At 58.7% G+C, this 21,513-nt stretch carries 20 protein-coding genes; 9 read left to right on the plus strand and 11 right to left on the minus strand.

Annotated elements, in window-relative coordinates; translation table 11 throughout:
* Positions 1 to 5: 5 nt before the first annotated feature.
* Genes AOC04_RS21785 through AOC04_RS21795 form a run of 3 tightly spaced genes read right to left on the minus strand, consistent with a single transcriptional unit; the run spans position 6 to position 2,549 of the window.
* Positions 6 to 908, minus strand: a complete 903-nt coding sequence (locus tag AOC04_RS21785) for a transporter substrate-binding domain-containing protein (protein ID WP_060696613.1) — start codon at positions 906 to 908, stop codon at positions 6 to 8.
* A gap of 26 nt (positions 909 to 934) precedes the next feature.
* On the minus strand, positions 935 to 1,285 hold the full coding sequence (locus AOC04_RS21790) for a RidA family protein (protein ID WP_060696614.1): 351 nt from the start codon (positions 1,283 to 1,285) through the stop codon (positions 935 to 937).
* Between the two features lie 31 nt (positions 1,286 to 1,316).
* Positions 1,317 to 2,549 (minus strand): D-amino acid dehydrogenase, encoded by a 1,233-nt coding sequence (locus AOC04_RS21795; RefSeq protein WP_060696615.1) that lies wholly within the window; start codon positions 2,547 to 2,549, stop codon positions 1,317 to 1,319.
* 108 nt (positions 2,550 to 2,657) lie between these two features.
* On the opposite strand from AOC04_RS21795, the gene AOC04_RS21800 reads away from it, so the two are divergent.
* Complete coding sequence (locus AOC04_RS21800; protein ID WP_060696616.1) at positions 2,658 to 3,575, plus strand: LysR family transcriptional regulator; 918 nt, start codon at positions 2,658 to 2,660, stop codon at positions 3,573 to 3,575.
* 119 nt (positions 3,576 to 3,694) lie between these two features.
* Here the strand turns inward: AOC04_RS21800 and AOC04_RS21805 are convergent, their stop codons facing one another.
* The 3 genes from AOC04_RS21805 to AOC04_RS21815 all read right to left on the minus strand — a co-directional run bounded on the left by AOC04_RS21805 (position 3,695) and on the right by AOC04_RS21815 (position 7,461).
* Positions 3,695 to 5,686, minus strand: a complete 1,992-nt coding sequence (locus AOC04_RS21805; protein ID WP_060696617.1) for a pyrroloquinoline quinone-dependent dehydrogenase — start codon at positions 5,684 to 5,686, stop codon at positions 3,695 to 3,697.
* Between the two features lies 1 nt (position 5,687).
* The gene (locus AOC04_RS21810; RefSeq protein ID WP_060696618.1) at positions 5,688 to 6,059 is read right to left on the minus strand and encodes a hypothetical protein; all 372 of its coding nucleotides are present in this window, start codon (positions 6,057 to 6,059) and stop codon (positions 5,688 to 5,690) included.
* Between the two features lie 136 nt (positions 6,060 to 6,195).
* Positions 6,196 to 7,461 carry a cation:proton antiporter gene (locus tag AOC04_RS21815; RefSeq protein ID WP_060696619.1) on the minus strand — a complete coding sequence of 422 codons (1,266 nt, stop codon included), beginning with the start codon at positions 7,459 to 7,461 and terminating at the stop codon, positions 6,196 to 6,198.
* Between the two features lie 150 nt (positions 7,462 to 7,611).
* On the opposite strand from AOC04_RS21815, the gene AOC04_RS21820 reads away from it, so the two are divergent.
* Both AOC04_RS21820 and AOC04_RS21825 read left to right on the plus strand, forming a co-directional pair.
* Positions 7,612 to 8,445, plus strand: coding sequence for a DMT family transporter (locus tag AOC04_RS21820; protein ID WP_060696620.1), 834 nt, complete (start codon positions 7,612 to 7,614; stop codon positions 8,443 to 8,445).
* A 13-nt stretch (positions 8,446 to 8,458) separates the two neighbouring features.
* Positions 8,459 to 8,845: an MAPEG family protein gene (locus AOC04_RS21825; RefSeq protein ID WP_060696621.1), complete on the plus strand. Its 387-nt coding sequence runs from the start codon at positions 8,459 to 8,461 to the stop codon at positions 8,843 to 8,845.
* A gap of 86 nt (positions 8,846 to 8,931) precedes the next feature.
* On the opposite strand, the gene mltA is transcribed toward AOC04_RS21825, so the two are convergent.
* Positions 8,932 to 10,086: a murein transglycosylase A gene (gene mltA / locus AOC04_RS21830; RefSeq protein WP_060696622.1), complete on the minus strand. Its 1,155-nt coding sequence runs from the start codon at positions 10,084 to 10,086 to the stop codon at positions 8,932 to 8,934.
* Between the two features lie 121 nt (positions 10,087 to 10,207).
* On the opposite strand from mltA, the gene AOC04_RS21835 reads away from it, so the two are divergent.
* Positions 10,208 to 10,657 (plus strand): c-type cytochrome, encoded by a 450-nt coding sequence (locus tag AOC04_RS21835; RefSeq protein WP_060696623.1) that lies wholly within the window; start codon positions 10,208 to 10,210, stop codon positions 10,655 to 10,657.
* Between the two features lie 103 nt (positions 10,658 to 10,760).
* On the opposite strand, the gene AOC04_RS21840 is transcribed toward AOC04_RS21835, so the two are convergent.
* The 4 genes from AOC04_RS21840 to AOC04_RS21855 form a co-directional block, all read right to left on the minus strand.
* On the minus strand, positions 10,761 to 11,156 hold the full coding sequence (locus tag AOC04_RS21840; protein WP_060696624.1) for a DUF1090 domain-containing protein: 396 nt from the start codon (positions 11,154 to 11,156) through the stop codon (positions 10,761 to 10,763).
* A gap of 68 nt (positions 11,157 to 11,224) precedes the next feature.
* Positions 11,225 to 12,889, minus strand: coding sequence for an NAD-dependent DNA ligase LigB (ligB, locus tag AOC04_RS21845; RefSeq protein ID WP_060696625.1), 1,665 nt, complete (start codon positions 12,887 to 12,889; stop codon positions 11,225 to 11,227).
* Between the two features lie 188 nt (positions 12,890 to 13,077).
* Positions 13,078 to 14,268, minus strand: coding sequence for a methionine adenosyltransferase (gene metK, locus AOC04_RS21850; RefSeq protein ID WP_060696626.1), 1,191 nt, complete (start codon positions 14,266 to 14,268; stop codon positions 13,078 to 13,080).
* A gap of 19 nt (positions 14,269 to 14,287) precedes the next feature.
* Positions 14,288 to 15,283: an ArsR/SmtB family transcription factor gene (locus tag AOC04_RS21855; protein WP_060696627.1), complete on the minus strand. Its 996-nt coding sequence runs from the start codon at positions 15,281 to 15,283 to the stop codon at positions 14,288 to 14,290.
* Positions 15,284 to 15,554: 271 nt separating this feature from the next.
* Between AOC04_RS21855 and tkt the strand changes: the two genes are divergently transcribed.
* The 5 genes from tkt (at position 15,555) to fba (ending at position 21,509) form a co-directional block, all read left to right on the plus strand.
* Positions 15,555 to 17,552 (plus strand): transketolase, encoded by a 1,998-nt coding sequence (gene tkt / locus AOC04_RS21860; RefSeq protein WP_060696628.1) that lies wholly within the window; start codon positions 15,555 to 15,557, stop codon positions 17,550 to 17,552.
* 136 nt (positions 17,553 to 17,688) lie between these two features.
* The gene (epd, locus tag AOC04_RS21865; RefSeq protein ID WP_060696629.1) at positions 17,689 to 18,744 is read left to right on the plus strand and encodes an erythrose-4-phosphate dehydrogenase; all 1,056 of its coding nucleotides are present in this window, start codon (positions 17,689 to 17,691) and stop codon (positions 18,742 to 18,744) included.
* Between the two features lie 26 nt (positions 18,745 to 18,770).
* On the plus strand, positions 18,771 to 19,934 hold the full coding sequence (locus AOC04_RS21870) for a phosphoglycerate kinase (RefSeq protein WP_060696630.1): 1,164 nt from the start codon (positions 18,771 to 18,773) through the stop codon (positions 19,932 to 19,934).
* A gap of 32 nt (positions 19,935 to 19,966) precedes the next feature.
* Complete coding sequence (locus AOC04_RS21875; RefSeq protein ID WP_060697006.1) at positions 19,967 to 20,185, plus strand: hypothetical protein; 219 nt, start codon at positions 19,967 to 19,969, stop codon at positions 20,183 to 20,185.
* A gap of 259 nt (positions 20,186 to 20,444) precedes the next feature.
* Entirely contained in the window at positions 20,445 to 21,509 is a 1,065-nt protein-coding gene (gene fba, locus AOC04_RS21880; RefSeq protein WP_060696631.1) for a class II fructose-bisphosphate aldolase, read from the plus strand.
* Positions 21,510 to 21,513 lie beyond the last annotated feature (4 nt).

Consider the following 21,513-nt stretch of genomic DNA (forward strand, 5'->3'; position numbering starts at 1 on the left):
GGCCTCTACTTCACCGGGTCACTCACCGGGGTGGCAATGATCTGCTTCAACTCGGCGGTCATGGGGAATTCGAGATTCAAGCCATTGGGCGGGATTGGCTGTTCGAACCAGCGCTGGTAGATGCCGGTGATTTCCCCGGATTGATACAGGTCGGCCAACGTGCGGTTCACCACGGCGAGCAACTGCGGGTCGTCCTTGCGCACCATGCAGCTGTAAATTTCCCGTGATTGTTCGTCGCCCACCACGATCCAGTGGTGCGGGTCGCGGGCTTTGGCGCGCTCGCCGTAAAGCAGCGCGTCGTCCATATAGAAAGCAGCGGCCCGACCCGTTTCCAGCATCTTGAACGCTTCGCCGTGATCCTTGGCGCTGATGACTTGCATGTTCATCTTGTGGTCAGCGTTGTAGCTTTTGATAAAACGCTCATTGGTGGTGCCGGCCGTGGTCACCACATTTTTGTCGCGCAAGTCATCAAAGCCTTTGATGCCACTGTCCTTGGCGGTCAACAACTGGCCTTTGACGTAAATAAACCCGTACGAGAACGCCACCTGTTTTTGCCGCTCGGCGGTCACCCCCGTGGACCCGCATTCCAGGTCGACGGTGCCGTTTTGCACCAGCGGGATGCGGGTTTGCGAGGTCACCAGGTTGTATTTGACCTTTAACGGGTTGTCGCCCAATTGCTGTTGAATGCGCTCGACGATCTTGTTCGCCAGCTCCACCGAATAGCCCATCGGCTTGCCGCTGTTGTCGCCTACGTATGAGAACGGTACCGAGGCGTCGCGATAACCCAGGGTAATGGTCCCCGAATCGGCAATTTTCTTCAGCGTGCCCTGAAATGGCGCTTCGCTGGCGTGCAGTGAGTGGCTGAGCAAAAGGCCCAGCGTGCAACTGATCAAAGTGAGTTTTTTCATCTTTTTATTCTCCGGTTTCAAACGGGTTAGCGACGAACAGCAATCACACTGATTTCTACCAGCACCTGAGGCCGCGCCAGTTCGGCTTGCAGCGTGGTGCGAGTCGGCGCCTTGCCCGCCGACAGCCAGGCCGACCACACGGCGTTCATGGCCGCAAAGTCGCGTTCAATGTTTTGCAGGTAAATCGTGGCGTTGAGGATGTGGTCCTTGTCGCTGCCGGTCTCGGCCAGCAATGCGTCGATCTTGGCGAGCACTTCTTGAGTCTGGGCACTAATGTCTGTGCTTTGGGTGGGAACCTGCCCCGACAAAAATACCAGCGCCTCAAAGGTCGCCGCGGCGCTTAAACGGTCATTGCTGTTGAGGCGGTGAATCGTCATCGGGGAATTCCTTGTTGGTTGAGTTATACGGTCAGGCGCAGAGGCCCTGCATGTCGATGGAGGTATTGCGTTGACCTATCAGTTCGCTTAACAGGCGTGCGCTGCCACAGGCCAGTGTGAAGCCCAGCGCGCCATGACCCAGGTTGAGCCAGAGGTTGCGATACCCGCTGGCGCCGAGGATCGGCACTCCGCTGGGTGTTGCAGGGCGCATGCCAGCCCACTCGATGGCGTCGTCATAGTTGCCGGCATCAGGGAAGGTGCTGGCGGCCAGTTGGCGCATTTGCGCCAGGCGCCTGGGGTCCAGGGAGGCGTCGAAACCGACGATGTCGACCATGGCAGCAATCCGTAATTGCTCGCCAATACGGGCGTAGACGATCTTGCGGTCGTAATCGGTGATGCTCGCGTTCGGCGCTTTTTGCGGGTCGCTCAGGGGCAGGGTCAGGCTGTAGCCCTTGAGCGGGTAGAGCGGCAAGTTCAACCCCGGCAAGCTCAGGGCCGGGCTGTTGTGCCCTGCTGCGAGCACCAGTTGATCAACAGGCAAATGCTCATCGCCCATTTGTACGGCACTGACTGCGCCGTTGGCGTGATGGATACGGGTGACGGTTTTCCCCAGCAAAAAGGTGCAGCGCCCGCTCGCTTGCAGATGGGCGAGCAACTGTTGGCAGAACCCATGGCAATCGCCGACTTCCTCGCCGGGGGTATAGATGCCGCCGATAAACGCCGAGTCCTTCAGGCCTGGCTCAAGGGTTGCGCATTCGCTTGCAGACAGTGCTTGTTGAAATGAACTGTGGGCAACTTTGGCCCGCGCCTTGTCGAAGCTGCCCGGGTTGCGGAAGGTCACCAGCTTGCCGTTGCACCGCCATTCAAAACCGCTTAATTGATCTTCTTCGCGCCATTGCTGCAAGGTGGTCTGGCTCAGGAGTGCCAGGCGCAGCAAGTGCGCGCCATTGCGCTGATTCACCGAGCCCCGGCACGCCGCGATAAATGACGCCATCCAGCGCCATTGAGCCGGGTCCATGCGTGGTCGCAACTTGAGTGGCGAGTCACTGCGCAGCATCCAGCCCATCGCCTGCCAGGGCACCCCGGCATCGGCCAGTGGTGCCACATAGCGGTAGGAAAGCTGGCCGCCATTGGCGAAGCTGGTCTGACTGCCGAGCGTTGGCCGGGCTTCGATCACGCTCACTTCAAAGCCGTCGCGCACCAGCGCATACGCCGTTGCCAGCCCGATAACGCCACCGCCGATGATGCAAACCCGCTGTCCCATGTCAGTCCTTAGCCCAATGTTGTTCGGGCTCAGATTAGGGGCAGGTGACAGGCGCTGAACAATGATTAAAGATGCCTTACCCATAAACAAAGGTTATGGACTGACGCCATGCGCTTGCGACATATCGAAATTTTTCAGGCTATCCGTCAAACCGGTTCAATCAGTGCGGCCGCGCAATTGCTGCACGTCTCGCAACCTGCGGTGAGCAAGGTGCTGCAGCATGCAGAATTGCAGCTGGGGTTTCCCTTGTTTCTACGGGTGCGCGGCAAACTCCAGCCTACCCCTGAAGCGCTGCTGCTGGAGCGCGAAGTGGAGAAGGTCAGTGAGAGCCTGCAAGGCGTACAGCGATTGGCCGAGAGCCTGCGCCGTTCGCCCGGGCACCGGTTGCGGATCGGCAGTACGCCGGCGTTGGCCCTGTCGTTATTGCCGCCGGTGATCAGTGAATGGACCCGGCGTTACCCGGACATCAGCTGTGAACTGGCCAGTGCCCATAGCCGGGAATTGGTGCAGAACCTGTTGATGCGCGAGCTGGACGTGGCCCTGACATTCAAGCTGCCTGACCATCCAGGGCTCCAGGCCCGGGCGTTGGCCCACGGCGTATTGGTCGCGTTGGCGCCGCGGGGCTACTGGCCGGATGAGAGTGAGGGGGTTGCGCTGGCGCTGCATGAACTGGCAGATGCGCCGTTGATCGGCCTGAGCAATGCCGACCCGTTGTTCGCGCGTCTGGACAGTTATCTGAAAACCATTGAGCCGCCGCCGCGTATCAGCATTGCGGTGCAAACGTATTCGCTGGCGCGAGCGATGGTGGAGTCGGGAGCGGGGTTGGCGGTGATTGATCCGTTCACGGCGCTGGGTGCATCACCGGCGAGTACCCTGATTCGTCCGTTGAGTCCTGCGTTGCCGATTACGCTGTATGCAGTGACCCGTGCCGATGAAGCACCGGCGCATACGCTGGAGGGGTTGCTGGAGCTGTTCGCCGAACGGGCCGGCGAACAGTTGCAGCGGTTGCAGGGGGGAAATTCATAACCTGTGGGAGCCGGCTTGGCGGCGATAGCATCACCGCGATCAATCCCGCCGACCCGGTTGCTGGCATCGTTGGCAAGCCAGCTCCCACAAGGTCTGTCAGACCCTGTGGGAGTCCCGCATCATTTGGGCAGTGCGTACACCACCACTTGATCGCCCACCTGGTCTTTCATGATGGAGTTGCCGCCCGCGACAAACGCCACATATTGCCGGCCTTTGTACTCATACACCGCGGGGTTGGCGACTGCAGGGGCCATGACGTTGTCCGACCACAGTTCCTTGCCGTCATCCAGGGAGTAGGCACGGACCTTGGCATCCATCGAGGCACCAATAAACACCACGCCACCGGCTGTGATTGCCGGTCCGCCGATGGTTGGCGAGCCCATGCTCTCAGGCATGTACCAGCCATACTGCTGCACCGCGCCCATCGGACGACGCCACTTCACATCACCGGTGTGCATGTCGATAGCGACGATTTCACCGAAAGGCGGCGCCCAGCACGGCATGCCGGCCCAGTTCTGCGCGTTCAGCAAGGACATGCCATAGGGTGCGCCGATCTGTGGATAGAAGCCGTTTTCGTTGCCTGAGTCTTTGGGTTGTTTGTCGTACGACGCGCGATCCCACAGCTTGATCATCTGCACGATGTGCGAGGTGTTAACCACCGCCACCTGGCTGACCGGGTCGAACGCTACGCCACCCCATTGCACGCCACCGGCACTGTCCGGGTAGGCCAGTACGCCGTTACCTTTGGTCGAAGGTGGCGAGTACATGCCGTTGTATTCCAGGCCGTCCCACATTTTTGAACACTGGCCAAGGCCGACAATATCGGCGATTTTCCAGATAGCGGGCTTCTTGGACTGGTCCAGCAACGGAGCAGGTTTGGTCGGGAAGGGTTGTGTGGGTGAGTAGACTTCGCCCTCTGCATCGCCTTTGGGTACAGGGCGCTCCTCAATCGGCCACACGTCTTCACCGGTGCGGCGGTCAACGGTGAACAGGAAGCCCATTTTGGTCGCTTGAACCAGCGCGGCTACAGGTTTGCCATCGACGGTGATGTCCATCAGGGTCGGGGCCGAGTTGATATCGTAGTCCCACAAGTCGTGGTGAACCCACTGACGGGACCATACGACCTTGCCCGTATTGATATCCAGCGCGGTAGTTGAAGTCCCTAAAGGAATCGCTTTTGGGCGGTTGCCGCCCCAGTAGTTGGGTGAGGGCGAGGAGACCGGGATGTACAGCAGGCCGAGTGCCGCGTCGTAAGACATGGCCGTCCAGATGTTGGCGGTACCGGTGTTGCCGGCCTCATCATCGGGAATCGGTTTGAACTCCCACTCCAGCTCGCCGGTACGGGCGTTCAGAGCAAACAGCGAGCCGGGTGACTCGACCTCATACTCCCAGTCCTTGCCGGCCCAGCCGACGATCAGCTTGTCACCGATAACGGTCGGCGGTTGCAGCACCGACAGCGGCCATTTGGCGTTGAGTTTGTTCCATTGGTTGATATCAACCACACCGTTTTTGCCGAAGTTTTCGCAGGGTTTACCGGTATCGGCATCCACTGCAAACAACTGCGCGGTCATGTTCCCCAGGTAGACGACCTTCTGGCAGGCAACGCCGGGTTGCGGGTTTTTTTCCTGCCAGTAGGCGACGCCGCGGGACTTCAAGGCCGGCTGGGTGAGGGCCACTAACGGCGACTTGGTGTCATAGCTCCACTTTTCTTTACCGGTCTCGGGCTCAAGGGCAATGATCCGGTAAAAAGGCGTACCGACATACAACGTGTCATTGGCAAAAATCGGGGTGGCGGACCATACAGTGGCCGGTGTTTTACCGGTCCCGTCGGACATGTCGCCGGTGAAATACTGCCAAACCTTGGTCAGTTTTCCGACGTTGTCCTTATTGATCTGGTTCAGCGGCGAATACTTTTGCGAGCTTAACTGGCCATGAAACGAGTCCCACTCCTTGCCATTGGGCAAGGGGATTCTGGCGTCTTCGGCGGAGATACTGGATGGCGCCAGCAGGGGCGTGGGCACTACATAAGCGGTGTCGGCGTGTGCGGTTGAAATACCCGCGAGCATGCAGATGACCGGTGCCGTGAAAAGATGTTTTTTTACTTTATCCATGTCACGCGCTCCTTGTTGGCTTGGCGCAGAATGATTCGATGATCACACCTGCGGCGCACACCACCAGAACAATGGCAGTCCACCACCCGTGCAAGAGGATCGCGCCAAGAAGCGTCCCGAGGACCCCGAGCCAGCTCAGAATCACGAACAGTTTTCTGAGTCCCCCGAACTCATACTTGATCAGCAGCAGGCCAAGAATGAACAGAACGAATTCGCCCAGCATGGTTGTCATTGAGCCGCCGGAGCCGGTAACGCCCGACAATGGCGTGAAAAATCGCCATGCCGTAATGGCCAGGGCGATCAATGCAGTAACAATCATGATGTAGGCGCCTGTATGGCGCCTGGGCGGTGCATAGCCAGCAGAAGTACTCATCCCTTTCTCCTTTACGTTTTATGCTCTCAGGCATTAGGAAAAAGAGTGTAGCCAAGCTTGCAGGAACTGCCGGGAAGAGGTTCCCGGCAGTTTGGTGGTCGCTGCCGGGGCAGGAGGTGCGGTTGTGGATTCCAGATCAGTGTGCGCAATCAGTCCCGACCGGAGCTGGCGCATCCTTGGTCACATGTTTGACCAGTTTGCCGATGGTCAACCCCTGGAACAGGATCGACGACAGCACCACGATGTAGGTGATACTCAGGATCAGGTCGCGTTCCGGGCCCAGTGGCAAGGCCAGTGCCAGTGCGACCGAAACCCCGCCGCGCAAGCCGCCCCAGGTCAGGATGCGGATGGTGCCGCGGGGCACCGTACGCCAGCGGCGCAGCAGGACAATGGCCGGGGCCACAGTCAGCAGGCGCGAGAGCAGAATGGCCAGGGCCAGTACGCTTGCTGCCAGCAAGTGCAGCCACGAGAACGGCAATAACAGCAGTTCCATGCCGATCAGGGCAAACAGCAGCGCGTTGAGCATGTCATCGAGCAGCTCCCAAAAACCGTCCATGTAGCGACGTGTCATCTCGTTCATGGCCTTGTTGCGGCCCAGGTTGCCGATAATCAGACCGGCCACCACCATCGCAATCGGCGCCGACACGTGCAGTTCACTGGCCATGGCTGAGCCGCCAATCACCAGCGCCAGGGTCAGCATCACTTCGATCTGGTACTGCTCGATGCTCTTGATCATTCGATAGACCAGATAACCGATCAAACCACCGAACACCACGCCGCCAATGGCTTCGTGGGCAAACAGCATTGCAGTGGCGCCCAGGCTCGGGGTTTCGCCCAGTTGCACAATGCCCAGCAATACGGTGAACACCACAACGGCCGTACCGTCATTGAACAGCGACTCGCCGACGATGGTGGTTTTCAACGGTTTGGACGCGTTGGCGGTACGCAGCACGCCAAGCACGGCAATCGGGTCGGTAGGCGAAATCAGGGCGCCGAACAGCAGGCAGTACAGGAAACTGATATGCCATCCAAACAGGCCGAAGATCCAGTACGCCAGGCTGCCGATCACGGTGGTGGCAATCAGCACGCCGACGGTGGCCAGCAGGCCGATTGGCCAGCGGTAGCTGCGCACGTCGTTGAAGTTTACGTGCAGGGCACCGGCAAACAGCAGGAAGGAAAGCATCCAGTTCATCAGCAGATCGCCGAAATCGATCTGGCCGATCAGCTCCTGCACGCGCTCTTCCAGGCCGGGGTAGCCAATAAAACTCAAGCCTTGCAGCAGCAGGGAAAACATGAGGGCGGTGACCATTACGCCAATTGTTGGCGGCAGGCCGATAAAACGGAAATTCACGTACGTCAGCAGTGAAGTCAGGCAGATAAACGCAGCTACAAGTTCAAGCATCCGGGATCCTGTGGTGGCGGGAGTAAGTAGAGACCTTGATCGGGTCGGGTCTTGTTTGATGAAAAAGCACCTTGCAGCGACACATATTCGCTGCGCAGTCATGATTACCGTATAAAAAGATGCCGTTCCATAAAAATAAAGGAGGTAACGGTGCTGGCAACGACGTTGGTATTGATCGCGGCGGTCTTGCATGCGATCTGGAATACCTTGATCAAGTTCAGTGGCGAACGTTTGCTGGTGATTGCGTGTATGGACACCGTTGCACTGCTACTGGTTGCGGCGCTGGTGGGGTTCGTGACATTTCCACCCGTGGAAATCTGGCCGTGGATTCTGGCATCTGCTGTGTTCGAGCTGCTTTACCGGGTGCTGTTGATTCGCGCGTATCGGGTAGGTGACCTGGGGTTGGTGTACCCCTTGATGCGCGGTCTCTCGCCACTGGTGGTGCTGGGGTTGACCCTGACGTTTGCCGGCGAAGCCCTCACCGGGCAGCAAATCATCGGTATCTTGCTGATCCCCTGTGGTATGGCCTGTCTGTTGTGGCAGGGCGGCGGCGGTGATCGGCTGCCGTGGTCACTGTTGCCCGTGGTTGCACTGATTGGCCTGTGCATTGGCTGCTATACCTTTCTTGATGGTCAGGCCCTGCGCCGCTGGTCGCACCCGCTGGATTATCTGGTGTGGGTGACGCTGATCAGCGCCTGGCCGTTCCCGTTGCTGGCGCTGACCCGCAGGCGATCCGCGTTTACCCTGTTTTGGCGAACGCAATGGCGTTTGGGTGTGGCAGTGGGGGTTTGTGTACTGGCCAGCTATGGGCTGGTGTTGTGGGCCATGCAGTTGGGCTCGATTGCCGAGGCCGCCGCCTTGCGCGAAGTCAGTGTGATTCTGGTGGTGCTGTTCGGTATGCGTTACCTCAAAGAACCTTTTGGTGGGCCGAGGCTCTTAGCCTGTGGGCTGGTGCTGATCGGCATGCTCGTGATGAAACTCTAAAAAGGAAATTCCAATGACGGTTGCCTTCTGGTGTGTACTGATTGCCCTCTGCCTGCCCTATGTCTGTACCGCCTTTGCCAAGTTCAGCGACGGCAAATTCGGGCCCAGTCAGAACCATGATCCACGTACGTTTCTCGACGGTCTGCAAGGATTTGCCAAGCGCGCCCACAGCGCCCAGCTCAATAGCTTTGAAGTGACACCGGCGTTTGCCGCCGCCGTGATCATTGCCGATATCGTGGGCAATGCGCAGCCAGTGACCATCGATGTGCTGGCGGTGCTGTTTGTTACCAGTCGCCTGCTGTACATCATTTGCTACCTGGCGGACTGGGCGATGATGCGCTCGATTGTCTGGTTCATCGGCATGGGGCTGGTGGTCAGCTTCTTTTTTGTGTCGATGTGAGTTCAGGCTGAACCTGTAGGAGCGAGCTGTTCGCGATCATGTTGAAGCGCTCGCGAGCAAGCTCGCTCCTACAGAGTTACGCCACGTTACTGCGGCAACGCTGCGCCTTTGGGCCACAGCAGCCAGATATTGCCCTTCTGCTTCATGTCACCCGCTATTTGCCCGGCCTGGGGGCCAGTGCCGACGAAGAAGTCCGCCCGGACTTCACCGGCAATTGCACCGCCGGTGTCCTGGGCGGCAACCGGACGCACGATGGGCTGGCCGTCGGCCTGGGTGGTCGACAACCACAACAGGCTACCCAGCGGGATTACCTTGCGATCCACTGCCACGCTGTAGCCGGCCGTAAGCGGGACATTCAGCGAGCCGCGCGGACCTTCGGTGCTGTCGGGGTTCTGGGTGAAAAACACATAGCTGGGGTTGCTGGCCAGCATTTCGTGTACCCGCTCCGGGTGCATCATCGCCCAGGCGTGGATGGTACTCATGGTCACGTCTTCTTTTTTCAGCTCGCCTTGCTCAACCAGCCAGCGGCCAATGGGCTTGTACGGATGGCCGTTCTGGTCGGCATAGCCGATGCGCAGTTGGCGACCATTGTCGAGCTGTACCCGGCCCGAGCCCTGGATTTGCAGAAACTGCAGGTCCATCGGGTCGGTCAGCCATGCCAGCACCGGAGCATTCAAGCCTTTGCTGTTGATGGTTTCGGCGGTGTCGTAAGGTTTGAGCACGCGCCCTTCAAGGCGCCCGCGCAGGCGCTTGCCCTTGAGCTCGGGGTAGATGCTGTCCAGGTTGACCACAATCAGGTCGGACGGAACGCCGTAAATCGGCACATTGGCGGCTTGAGTGGGTTTCAGGCTTCCGGGGTATACCGGTTCGTAATAGCCGGTGATCAACCCGTCTTCACTGCCTTCAGCCGAACGCAGGCTATACACATCGAGATGGGTCTGCAGAAAGCTACTGATTTGCTCTACGCTCGGGCTGGCGCTCAAGGTGGCGGCATCGCTGCACACGCTGCCCCAATTGGGGTCGGCCTTGAGCCGGATACAGGCACTGCGCCATGAGGCAAACCCGCTTTGCAGGTCAGTGCCCGTGACTGGCGGCAGGGCACTGAAGTCAGCTTTTTTGTAAGTGGTGTGGGGCTCCGGTTTTGTGGCGTCCTTGTCGGCATCCTTATCGGAGCCATTGCATCCGGCCAGCAACATGACAATGGGCAATGCCCAGGCCAGAGGCTTGAAAAATGTACTCATCAGCGAGGTTCCTTCAGGTTTGCCGAGTGATCTTCAAGGCAAACCCTATATTCAATAGGGCTGTTGGTGTTTGTGTATAACGCGAGGATACTGGCGACCGATTTCTGTGACGTGAGCCACCATGATTGTTAAACGACTGACTGTTGTAATGCTGGTCTGCCTGACGCTGTCGGCGTGTGGTGGAGTTGATCCGGACTCGCCGCTGGGCCAGCGTAAAGCGATTTTCAAGCAAATGCTCAAGACCAGCGAAGACCTGGGTGGCATGTTGCGTGGAAGGATTGCCTTTGACGGACCGCGCTTTACCGAGGGAGCGATCAAGCTTGATGCCCTGGCTCATGAGCCGTGGAAGCATTTTCCTCAAGTGAAGGAGTCCGATCAAACCAGCGCTACCGATAATGTCTGGAAAAAACAGGCACGCTTTCAGGAATTGGCTCGCCAGCTTGAAGCCGCTACTGGCGAACTGGTGGTCGCCAGCCGGATACAGCCCTACAAAACCGGCAACTTGACGCCTGCAATGCAGAAAGTTGAAGACACCTGCAGCGGGTGTCACAAGGAATTTCGTAACCACTGAGTGGGATGAAGCTGCAACCTGTTCTGTAGGAGCGAGCTTGCTCGCGAGCTGTTCGCGATCATGTTGAAGGGCTCGCGAGCAAGCTCGCTCCTGCAGAGGGGGCTTATTTATCCAGCTGATCCAGCGCTTCTTGCAGTTCTTTGCGCGACTCGGCCAGTTTGGTTTTGCGCTTGTCGATCTTTTCCGGATCGCCTTTTTTAATGGCTTTTTCCAGGTCAGCCTGACGCTTGCTGACTTCGTGCTTGGCGTCCAGCACCTTGTTCTCGCGTTCTTTCTTCAGGCCCGCGTCGGTGCAATTGGCAGTCATTTCGCTCAAGGCTTTTTCCAGACCCGCAATTTGACCGGAATTGTTGTGGGCGCGAGCTTGTTCAAGTTGCTGGCTGATGTCTTGCTTCTTGGCCGCGCAGCCCGTCAGTTCCGGTGCCGGCTCTGCAGCCATGAGCGGAGCAGCCAGCAGGCTGCAGGCAGTAAACAGGGCGAGAGGGGAAAAAAGTTTCATAAAGAGCTCCATGACAAAAGATGACAATCAATACAATTTTATAAAGTAATACTGCCGATTTGGGGTTTCTAGTCGAAACCGGCAATACCGGCAGCGCGTAATTCTTCACTTACAGCCTGAACATTCGGGTCCTGCAAAAAAGCATTCACCTGAACTGCGCGGCTGGCGCCGATACCCGGTTGTTGCTGCCAGGCCAGGGCGTCGCGTGCAACCAGCGCTTGCCATGACTGGCCCAGAGGCGCCCCCGCAGTGGGCGGCAGGCCGATAGCCCGCACCCAGCGTTCGAACGGTTGTTGCCGGGCATCATGCAAACTGTTGAGCAAGCGGGTGCTGCTTCGCTCGCCCAAGCCGGCAATGTTAGCAAGCTGCGCGGCATCCAGGGCTAACCAATCGGTCAGATTCTTGATTAGTCCGGCCTGAATCAATGTATTCCAGGTGCCGGGGCCGACGAATGGCATGGCCAAACCTTTTTTGCCGCTGAGCCAGCTCAAGCGAGCCAAAAACTGGCTTTCGCATCCGGGTACCAATTGCCAGCAACTGAGCGCGTTGAAACTATCGGGGTCGGGTGCCTGTACTTCAACTCTGTTACTGGCACGCGACACCACGCTGTCCAGGCGTGGGATGGTCATGCCCGCCAGGCTGATGGCGACATGATCACCGGGCCGGATATCCAGGGTCTGCCAGCGCCTGAAGGAGCCTGTGCTGATGCGCTTGATGGTGCGGTCATCAAAGCGCACCGGTTTCAGTTCCAGGATAGGGGTTATGCGCCCGGTGCGGCCAATGTTGAAGGTCACTTTGCGGACTTCGCTGAGCGCTTGAACGTGCGGGTATTTCCAGGCCGCGGCCCAGTTTGGCGGTTTTGCCTGCCAGCGATCGGCCGCAGGGCGCCGGCTCTGGCGCAACACCAGGCCATCACTGGCAAACGGCAGCGGGTTGTTGTACCAGTGCTCGCGCCACTGCCGGGCCTGTTCGAAACTGTCGAAAGGCTGGCTCAGGGTTTGACTGTCGGCAAAGCCCAGGCCACTCAGTTGGGCGAGCCGTTCGGCCTGGGTATCGGGACCTTCGGGCCAGTCCCAGACAAACAGGCCGATGCCTTGCCCTTGCTCACTATTGAGTTGATGACGCGCCATAAGGCCGGCGACTGTGCTGCGGGCATTCAGGCTGCCGGATCCGGCTTGTATATGGCCGGGCAAGCGCCAATACAGTTCGCCTTGCAACACGATGTCCACAGGTTGTGGCAGTTGCCGCGGAATGGCTCTGATGGAGCGTGCCGCACGGCTCCAGTCTTGCCCGGTTTGCCCGTCCCCCCGGCTGATGACCCGGTGCAGTTGCCCTTGCCGGTAGATCAGGGTCACGGCCACACCATCGACCTTGGGTTGCACCCACAGATCCTGGCGTCCCCTGATCCATTCCCGGACCGCCTTTTCATCGGGCAGCTTCAGCAGGCCGGTATGGGTCACGGGATGAGGAATACTGCCGCCTGCCGTTTTCAGGGGGTTGTCGACAACAGAAGGCTTGAAGCAGTGCTGCCAGCCTTCAAAGCGGGTGCGCGAGTGGTCGTAAACCTCATCGGTGACCTGTGACATACCGAGGCGGTGGTAGCTGTCGTCCCAGGTTTGCAGTTGCTGTTGCAGAGCTTGATAGTCGGCCTTGTCGGGGCAGATCCCAGCCTGTGTATTGAATGTCAGGAGCGCGAGCCAGAACCCGCAAATAAGTCGAAGTGTGGCGAGCATCTTGAGCGTCCTTGCCCTGGAAGAATGCTTAAGGCTAGTGAAGGTTTTTTGAGCCGCGTATCAGGAGCTTTACCGGGTATTACATTTGCTAGATCACCCTGGGTGATCGCTGGCAGTTGGCAACTGCTGCAGACACAAAAAAGCCCCGGACAGTCGCCTGTCCGGGGCTTTTTGTGCAGCCGCTTTAGTTAAAAGCCGGCAGCAGCGCGCAGTTCTTCAGCGCGGTCGGTACGCTCCCACGTGAACGTGGTGAAGGTGTCGTCGCCAACAGTCTTGGTCTGTGGCGTGCGGCCGAAGTGGCCGTAAGCTGCAGTTTCCTGGTACATCGGGTGCAGCAGATCAAGCATGGTGGTGATGGCGTATGGACGCAGGTCGAATACTTCACGTACCAGCTTGACGATTTTGTCGTCGGAGATTCTGCCGGTGCCGAAGGTATTCAACGAAATCGAAGTCGGTTGAGCGACGCCGATCGCGTAGGAAACCTGGATCTCGCAACGTTCGGCCAGGCCGGCTGCCACGATGTTTTTAGCCACGTAACGGCCTGCGTAAGCCGCCGAACGGTCAACCTTGGATGGATCCTTGCCCGAGAACGCGCCGCCGCCGTGACGGGCCATGCCGCCATAGGTGTCAACGATGATCTTGCGCCCGGTCAGGCCGCAGTCGCCCACCGGGCCACCGATGATGAACTGGCCGGTCGGGTTGATGTGGAACTGAGTGTCTTTGTGCAGCAGTTCGGCTGGCAGCACATGCTTGACGATCAGCTCCATCACGCCTTCGCGCAGATCTTTGTAGGAGACTTCAGGGTTGTGCTGGGTCGACAGTACGATGGCGTCGATCGCTACAACCTTGCCGCCTTCGTAGCGGCAAGTAACCTGAGACTTGGCGTCCGGACGCAGCCACGGCAGCAGGCCGGATTTGCGGGCTTCGGCCTGACGCTGAACCAGCTGGTGGGAGAAAGTGATCGGTGCCGGCATCAGCACGTCAGTTTCGTTGCTGGCGTAGCCGAACATCAGCCCCTGGTCGCCGGCACCCTGATCTTCAGGCTTGGCACGGTCAACACCCTGGTTGATGTCGGGCGACTGCTTGCCGATGATGTTCATCACGCCGCAGGTCGCACCGTCGAAGCCAACGTCGGAGCTGGTATAGCCGATATCGGTGATCACATCGCGAACGATCTGTTCCAGGTCAACCCAGGCCGAAGTGGTGACTTCGCCTGCGATGATTGCTACGCCGGTTTTCACCAGAGTTTCGCACGCCACACGGGCGAACTTGTCTTCAGCAATGATGGCGTCCAGCACCGCATCAGAAATCTGGTCGGCGATTTTGTCCGGATGCCCTTCAGACACGGACTCGGAGGTGAAAAGGGAGTATTCGCTCATCTCGACGGTTTCCTAATATTTACCGATGGTGAGTGTCGCCAGCCGGCCGCTGAAAGTGGCGGACCTGAATCTGGAAACCATTACGTAAGCCTATATAGAGGCTTTCCCCGGGAACGAGTCCCGCAGCGGTGGCCCAATGGGCCAGATCATCTTGTTCAAAACCTAGCCACAAATCACCGCAAGCTTCGCGGGCCCACGCCTGATTATGGCTACACAACTCTGTTACCAGCAGGCTACCGCCAGGTTGCAACAAGTTGGCCAGTTGCCTGAATGCTTCGGCCGGTGCGGCGAAATGGTGCAAGACCATGTTCACCACGACGCAATCGGCCTGCAGCTGTGCATCCTGCAAAGCGTCGGCCAGAATCAGGCTGACGTTGTCCAGTGACTCGCATTCACACAACTGGCGGGCCAGTTCAAGCATCGCCGGGCTGTTGTCCAGTGCCGTGACCTGGTGAAAGCGACGGGCCAGGTCAGGCAAGAAACTGCCATCGCCGGGACCCACTTCCAGGGCCGTGGCCGCTGGGCTGAAGCTTAGTTTGTCGAGCAAGGCCAGGACGCTATCCCGGTACTGTGGCAAACCTGCGATTAAATCCTGTTGGGCGCGAAACTTTTCGGCAATACGGGAGAAAAAATCCTGGCTGGCCGCTGCACGTTGCCCATGGACGGCACTGATGCGTGCTTGTACATCGGCGGGCAGCGTCAGGTTGTCGACTTCTTCCAGCAGCGCCGCATGCAGCTTGCCGCCCGGCAGTTCGGTGTGAGGCAGGGCGCGGCGATAAAAAATCGCATTGCCTTCGCGCCGGGTTGCAACCAGATCCGCTTGTGCCAGCACCTTGAGGTGGTGGCTCATGCCTGACTGGCCGGTGGCGAAAATATAGGTCAGCTCCAGCACGCCAAACGAATCGTTGGCCAGCGCGCGCAATACATTCAGTCGCAGCGGGTCGCCTCCAGCCTTGCACAGGGCCGAGAGCTCGTCGCAATCGTCAGGGCGGATTGAAGGCGCGGGTAAGTTCATGGGCCGCAGTCTAGTTACCCGGTTCGCGCCTCGCAAGTTCAATATCAAAACTTTTCGATATTGCTTGATAGGTGGTGCGTTTGTCGGATGGGTTGTGTCTATTAACGAAACGAAATGTCCGATCCTTAACAGGTTGAACGGTTAAGCACAGGAAAAACGCCCCAAGTGACTATCTGTCATTGCCCCGAGGGCAGTGCCTGAGGGAAAATGCTCGCCTTTTTTGCGTTCCGTTTTATTTAAATTCGTTTTTACCAAACCCAGGAGAACAGCGATGCCCAGCCGTCGTGAGCGTGCCAACGCCATTCGTGCACTCAGCATGGATGCCGTGCAAAAAGCCAACAGCGGCCATCCCGGTGCCCCAATGGGTATGGCAGATATCGCCGAAGTACTGTGGCGCGATTATCTGAAGCACAACCCGAGCAACCCTTCGTTCCCTGACCGTGACCGCTTCGTGCTGTCCAACGGCCACGGTTCGATGCTGATCTACTCGTTGTTGCACCTGACCGGCTACGACCTGTCGATCGAAGACCTGAAAAACTTCCGTCAACTGCACAGCCGTACCCCGGGCCACCCGGAGCTGGGCTACACGCCGGGCGTAGAAACCACCACCGGTCCTCTGGGCCAGGGTTTCGCCAACGCCGTGGGTTTTGCCCTGGCAGAAAAAGTCATGGGCGCGCAGTTCAACCGTCCAGGCCATGACATTGTCGACCACCACACCTACGTATTCATGGGTGATGGCTGCATGATGGAAGGCATTTCCCACGAGGTTGGCTCCTTGGCCGGCACTCTGGGCCTGAGCAAACTGATCGCGTTCTACGATGACAACGGCATCTCCATCGATGGCGAAGTTGAAGGCTGGTTCACCGACGACACGCCAAAGCGTTTCGAAGCCTACAACTGGCAAGTCATCCGCAACGTTGACGGTCACGACCCGGAAGAAATCAAAACCGCGATCGAGACTGCACGCAAAAGCGACAAGCCAACGCTGATCTGCTGCAAAACCACCATCGGTTTCGGCTCGCCGAACAAACAGGGTAAAGAAGACTGCCACGGTGCTCCATTGGGCCTGGAAGAAATCGCCCTGACCCGCAAGGCACTGAACTGGAACCACGGTCCTTTTGAAGTCCCGGCTGATATCTATGCCGAATGGGATGCCAAGAAAGCCGGTGCTGTTGCCGAGTCCGAGTGGGACAAGCGCTTTGCAGCCTACGCGGCCGAGTTCCCGGAGCTGGCTGCAGAACTGTCCCGTCGCCTGAGCGGCAAGTTGCCAGCTGACTTCGATGCCAAGGCCACTGCCTACATCAATGAAGTGGCTGCCAAAGGCGAAACCATCGCCAGCCGTAAAGCCAGCCAGAACGCCCTGAACGCCTTTGGCCCGCTGTTGCCGGAACTGCTGGGCGGCTCTGCTGACCTGGCCGGCTCCAACCTGACCCTGTGGAAAGGCTGCAAAGGTGTTTCGGCTGAAGACGCCAGCGGCAACTACATGTACTACGGCGTACGTGAGTTCGGCATGAGCGCCATCATGAACGGCATCGCCCTTCACGGCGGCCTGGTGCCTTACGGCGCTACCTTCCTGATGTTCATGGAATACGCCCGTAACGCCATCCGCATGTCGGCCCTGATGAAGCAGCGTGTGATCTATGTATTCACCCACGACTCCATCGGTCTGGGCGAAGACGGCCCGACGCACCAGCCGGTGGAGCAACTCACCAGCCTGCGTACCACGCCGAACCTGGACACCTGGCGTCCGGCCGACGCGGTGGAATCCGCAGCGGCCTGGAAATTCGCTCTGGAGCGCAACGACGGCCCGTCCGCGTTGATCTTCTCCCGTCAGAACCTTAACCACCAAACCCGTGATGCTGCACAAATCGCCGACATCAATCGTGGCGGTTACGTGCTCAAGGACTGTGCAGGCGAGCCTGAACTGATCCTGATCTCGGCCGGTTCCGAAGTGGGCCTGGCGGTTCAGGCTTACGAGAAGCTGACTGAACAGGGCCGCAAGGTGCGCGTGGTTTCCATGCCATGCACCAGCGTTTACGAAGCTCAGGACGCAGGCTACAAGCAGTCGGTTCTGCCGCTGCAGGTCAGCGCGCGGATTGCGATCGAAGCCTCCCATGCAGACTACTGGTACAAGTACGTGGGCCTGGAAGGTCGCGTGATCGGTATGACCACCTACGGCGAGTCGGCGCCTGCGCCTGCCTTGTTCGAAGAGTTCGGCTTCACCCTGGAAAACATCCTGGGTCAGGCTGAAGAGCTGCTGGAAGACTAATTCAGCCTTGTGCGCCTGTCCCCGTCGCGGGCACGCGCGCTCCCACATGGACGATGTGTGGGAGCGGGCTTGCCCGCGATGGCATAAATGGCGCCATCGCTGTGGTGACGGATTCACCCGCATATAAGAGAACCCCATGCCTCAACCGCGTCCTTACAAAGTTGCACTCAACGGCTACGGCCGGATTGGTCGTTGCGTCTTGCGTGCGTTGTTTGAGCGAGGGGCTGCTGCCGGGTTTGAAATTGTTGCACTCAATGACTTGGCCGATATGGCCAGCCTCGAATATTTGACGCGCTTCGACTCCACCCATGGCCGGTTTCCCGGCGAGATACGGATCGAAGGCGACTGCCTGCATATCAATGGCGACTGCGTGAAAGTGTTCCGCAGTGCCACCCCGGAAGGGATCGACTGGGCCGCGCTGGGCGTGGACCTGGTGCTGGAATGCTCCGGTGTCTACAACACCCGCGCCGACGCACAGCGCTTTCTTGATGCCGGGGCTCCCCGCGTGCTGTTTTCGCAACCGATGGCCAGCGATGCCGATGTCGATGCCACCATTGTTTACGGCGTCAACCAGCACACGCTGACCGGCGAAGAGCGGCTGGTGTCCAATGCCTCCTGTACCACCAACTGCGGCGTGCCGCTGTTGCGCTTGCTGGATCAGGCGTTTGGCCTGGAGTACGTGTCGATCACCACCATTCACTCGGCGATGAACGATCAGCCGGTGATTGATGCCTACCACCACGAAGATCTGCGTCGTACGCGTTCGGCGTTTCAGTCAGTGATTCCGGTCTCCACCGGTCTGGCTAAAGGCATTGAACGCTTATTGCCGGAACTTGCCGGCCGAATCCAGGCCAAAGCAGTTCGGGTGCCGACGCTAAACGTATCGTGCCTGGACATTACCCTGGTCACGGCGCGCGACACGGACGCTGTGGAAGTTAACCGCGTGCTGCGCGAGGCCGCCACCAGCGGCCCGCTCAAAGGCTTGCTGGCCTATACCGAACTGCCGCACGCCAGTTGTGATTTCAACCATGACCCGCATTCAGCGATTGTTGATGCCAGCCAGACCCGCGTTTCCGGCCCCCGGCTGGTGAACTTGCTGGCCTGGTTCGACAACGAATGGGGTTTTGCCAATCGAATGATCGATGTGGCAGAGCACTATCTGCACGTAACCCACCAAAAACCCGTTCTCTAACATTAGAAACTCAGGAACTGCGACCCATGACCGTGTTGAAGATGACCGACCTCGATCTGCAAGGTAAGCGCGTACTGATCCGCGAAGACCTCAACGTCCCGGTAAAGGACGGTGTTGTCACCAGCGATGCGCGCATCCTTGCTTCGCTGCCGACCATCAAGCTGGCGTTGGAAAAAGGCGCGGCTGTCATGGTCTGCTCGCACCTGGGACGCCCGACTGAAGGTGAGTTCTCGGCTGAAAACAGCCTCAAGCCTGTCGCCGAGTACCTGAGCAAAGCCTTGGGTCGCGACGTGCCGCTGGTCAGCGATTACCTCAATGGCGTCGACGTTAAGCCCGGCGAGATCGTGCTGTTCGAAAACGTGCGCTTCAACAAGGGCGAAAAGAAAAACGCCGACGAACTGGCCAAGCAATACGCCGCCCTGTGCGACGTGTTTGTGATGGATGCGTTCGGTACTGCGCACCGCGCCGAGGGTTCGACCCACGGTGTAGCCAAGTTCGCCAAGGTCGCAGCGGCAGGCCCGTTGCTGGCAGCTGAACTGGAAGCTCTGGGCAAGGCCCTGGGTGCCCCGGCCAAGCCGATGGCAGCGATTGTTGCCGGCTCCAAGGTGTCGACCAAACTTGAAGTGCTCAACAGCCTGAGCCAGATATGCGACCTGTTGATCGTGGGTGGCGGTATCGCCAACACCTTCCTCGCCGCTGCGGGTCACCCGGTGGGTAAATCGCTATACGAACCGGATCTGCTGGAAACCGCCCGCGCCATCGCGGCCAAGGTCAACGTGCCGCTGCCGACTGATGTCGTGGTTGCCAAGCAATTCGCTGAATCGGCTGTAGCAACGGTCAAGCTGATCGACGATGTAGCTGAAGACGACATGATTCTGGATATCGGCCCGCAAACGGCTGCGCACTTCGCTGAACTGCTGAAGTCGTCCAAAACCATTCTGTGGAATGGCCCGGTAGGTGTATTTGAATTCGACCAGTTCGGCGAAGGCACCAAAACCCTGGCCAAGGCGATTGCTGAAAGTTCGGCATTCTCGATCGCGGGCGGTGGCGACACCCTGGCTGCAATCGACAAGTACGGTATTGCCGATCAGATTTCTTACATCTCCACCGGTGGCGGTGCATTCCTTGAGTTTGTTGAGGGCAAGGTATTGCCTGCCGTTGAAATCCTGGAAAGCCGCGCCAAAGCCTGAAAATGACTCAGGCCCTGAAAGGAAGCATGGACATGGTCAAGTTGTTACCGCTGTTAATGATTGCGGGCTTTTTGGCCGGTTGCGCCGGTTCGAGCAAGCCGGCGCCCGAGGCGGCAACCCCTGAAGAGAGTGGTTGCTACCAGGCAGACTGGCAGGCGCAGAGCGTGCCGCTGGTCAATAAACGCTCAGGGCCAGAGGCGCTGGAAAAATACGAATCGCCCCGGCCTTCAAAAGAGCACGGGTGCCCGTAAAGCGGGTGAGACATATTGTGGGAGCTGGCTTGCCAGCGATGGCATCAAGGCGGTTTGCCTGACAGACCGTATTACCTGCATCGCTGGCAAGCCAGCTCCCACATTAAACAGCGAGTAGCTATAGCTGAAGCTGTAACGTTTCAGCTAGACAGAATCCGCATTTCGGGGCTCCGCCCCCGATCTGCAATAACTTGAATAGCAGCCGCCGCTACGGCAGGCTTGCACGATTAACGACCCTCGTCCGGGAGAGACACACACAATGGCACTTATCAGCATGCGCCAGATGTTGGACCACGCCGCCGAATTCGGTTACGGCGTTCCAGCCTTCAACGTCAACAACCTTGAGCAGATGCGCGCCATCATGGAAGCCGCTGACAAGACTGACTCTCCGGTGATCGTTCAGGCTTCGGCCGGTGCGCGTAAATACGCAGGTGCACCGTTTCTGCGTCACCTGATCCTGGCAGCAATCGAAGAATTCCCGCATATCCCGGTGTGCATGCACCAGGACCACGGCACCAGCCCTGACGTTTGCCAGCGCTCGATCCAGCTGGGCTTCAGCTCGGTGATGATGGACGGCTCGCTTGGCGAAGACGGCAAAACCCCGACTGACTACGACTACAACGTGCGTGTCACTCAGCAGACTGTTGCCCTGGCTCACGCTTGCGGTGTGTCGGTTGAAGGCGAGCTGGGTTGCCTGGGGTCCCTGGAAACCGGTATGGCTGGCGAAGAAGACGGCATCGGTGCAGAAGGCGTTCTGGATCACAGCCAGATGCTGACCGACCCGGAAGAAGCGGCCGACTTCGTCAAGCGCACCCAAGTGGACGCCCTGGCTATCGCCATCGGTACTTCCCACGGCGCTTACAAGTTCACCAAGCCACCTACCGGTGACGTGCTGGCCATCGACCGGATCAAAGAGATCCACAAGCGCATCCCCAACACTCACCTGGTCATGCACGGTTCGTCGTCTGTGCCACAAGAGTGGCTGGCGATCATCAACGAATACGGCGGCGACATCAAAGAAACCTACGGTGTGCCGGTAGAAGAAATCGTTGAAGGCATCAAGCACGGCGTGCGCAAGGTCAACATCGACACCGACCTGCGTCTGGCATCGACTGGCGCCATGCGTCGCCTGATGGCCACTAACCCGAGCGAGTTCGACCCGCGCAAGTTCTTCGGCGCCACCGTGACGGCCATGCGTGATGTGTGTATTGCACGTTACGAAGCCTTCGGTACTGCCGGTAATGCCTCGAAGATCAAGCCGATCTCCCTCGAAGCCATGTACCAGCGCTACCTCAAAGGTGAGCTGAACGCCAAGATCAACTAAGACC

Source organism: Pseudomonas versuta (assembly GCF_001294575.1).
In the GTDB taxonomy this organism is placed as follows: Bacteria; Pseudomonadota; Gammaproteobacteria; order Pseudomonadales; family Pseudomonadaceae; genus Aquipseudomonas; species Aquipseudomonas versuta.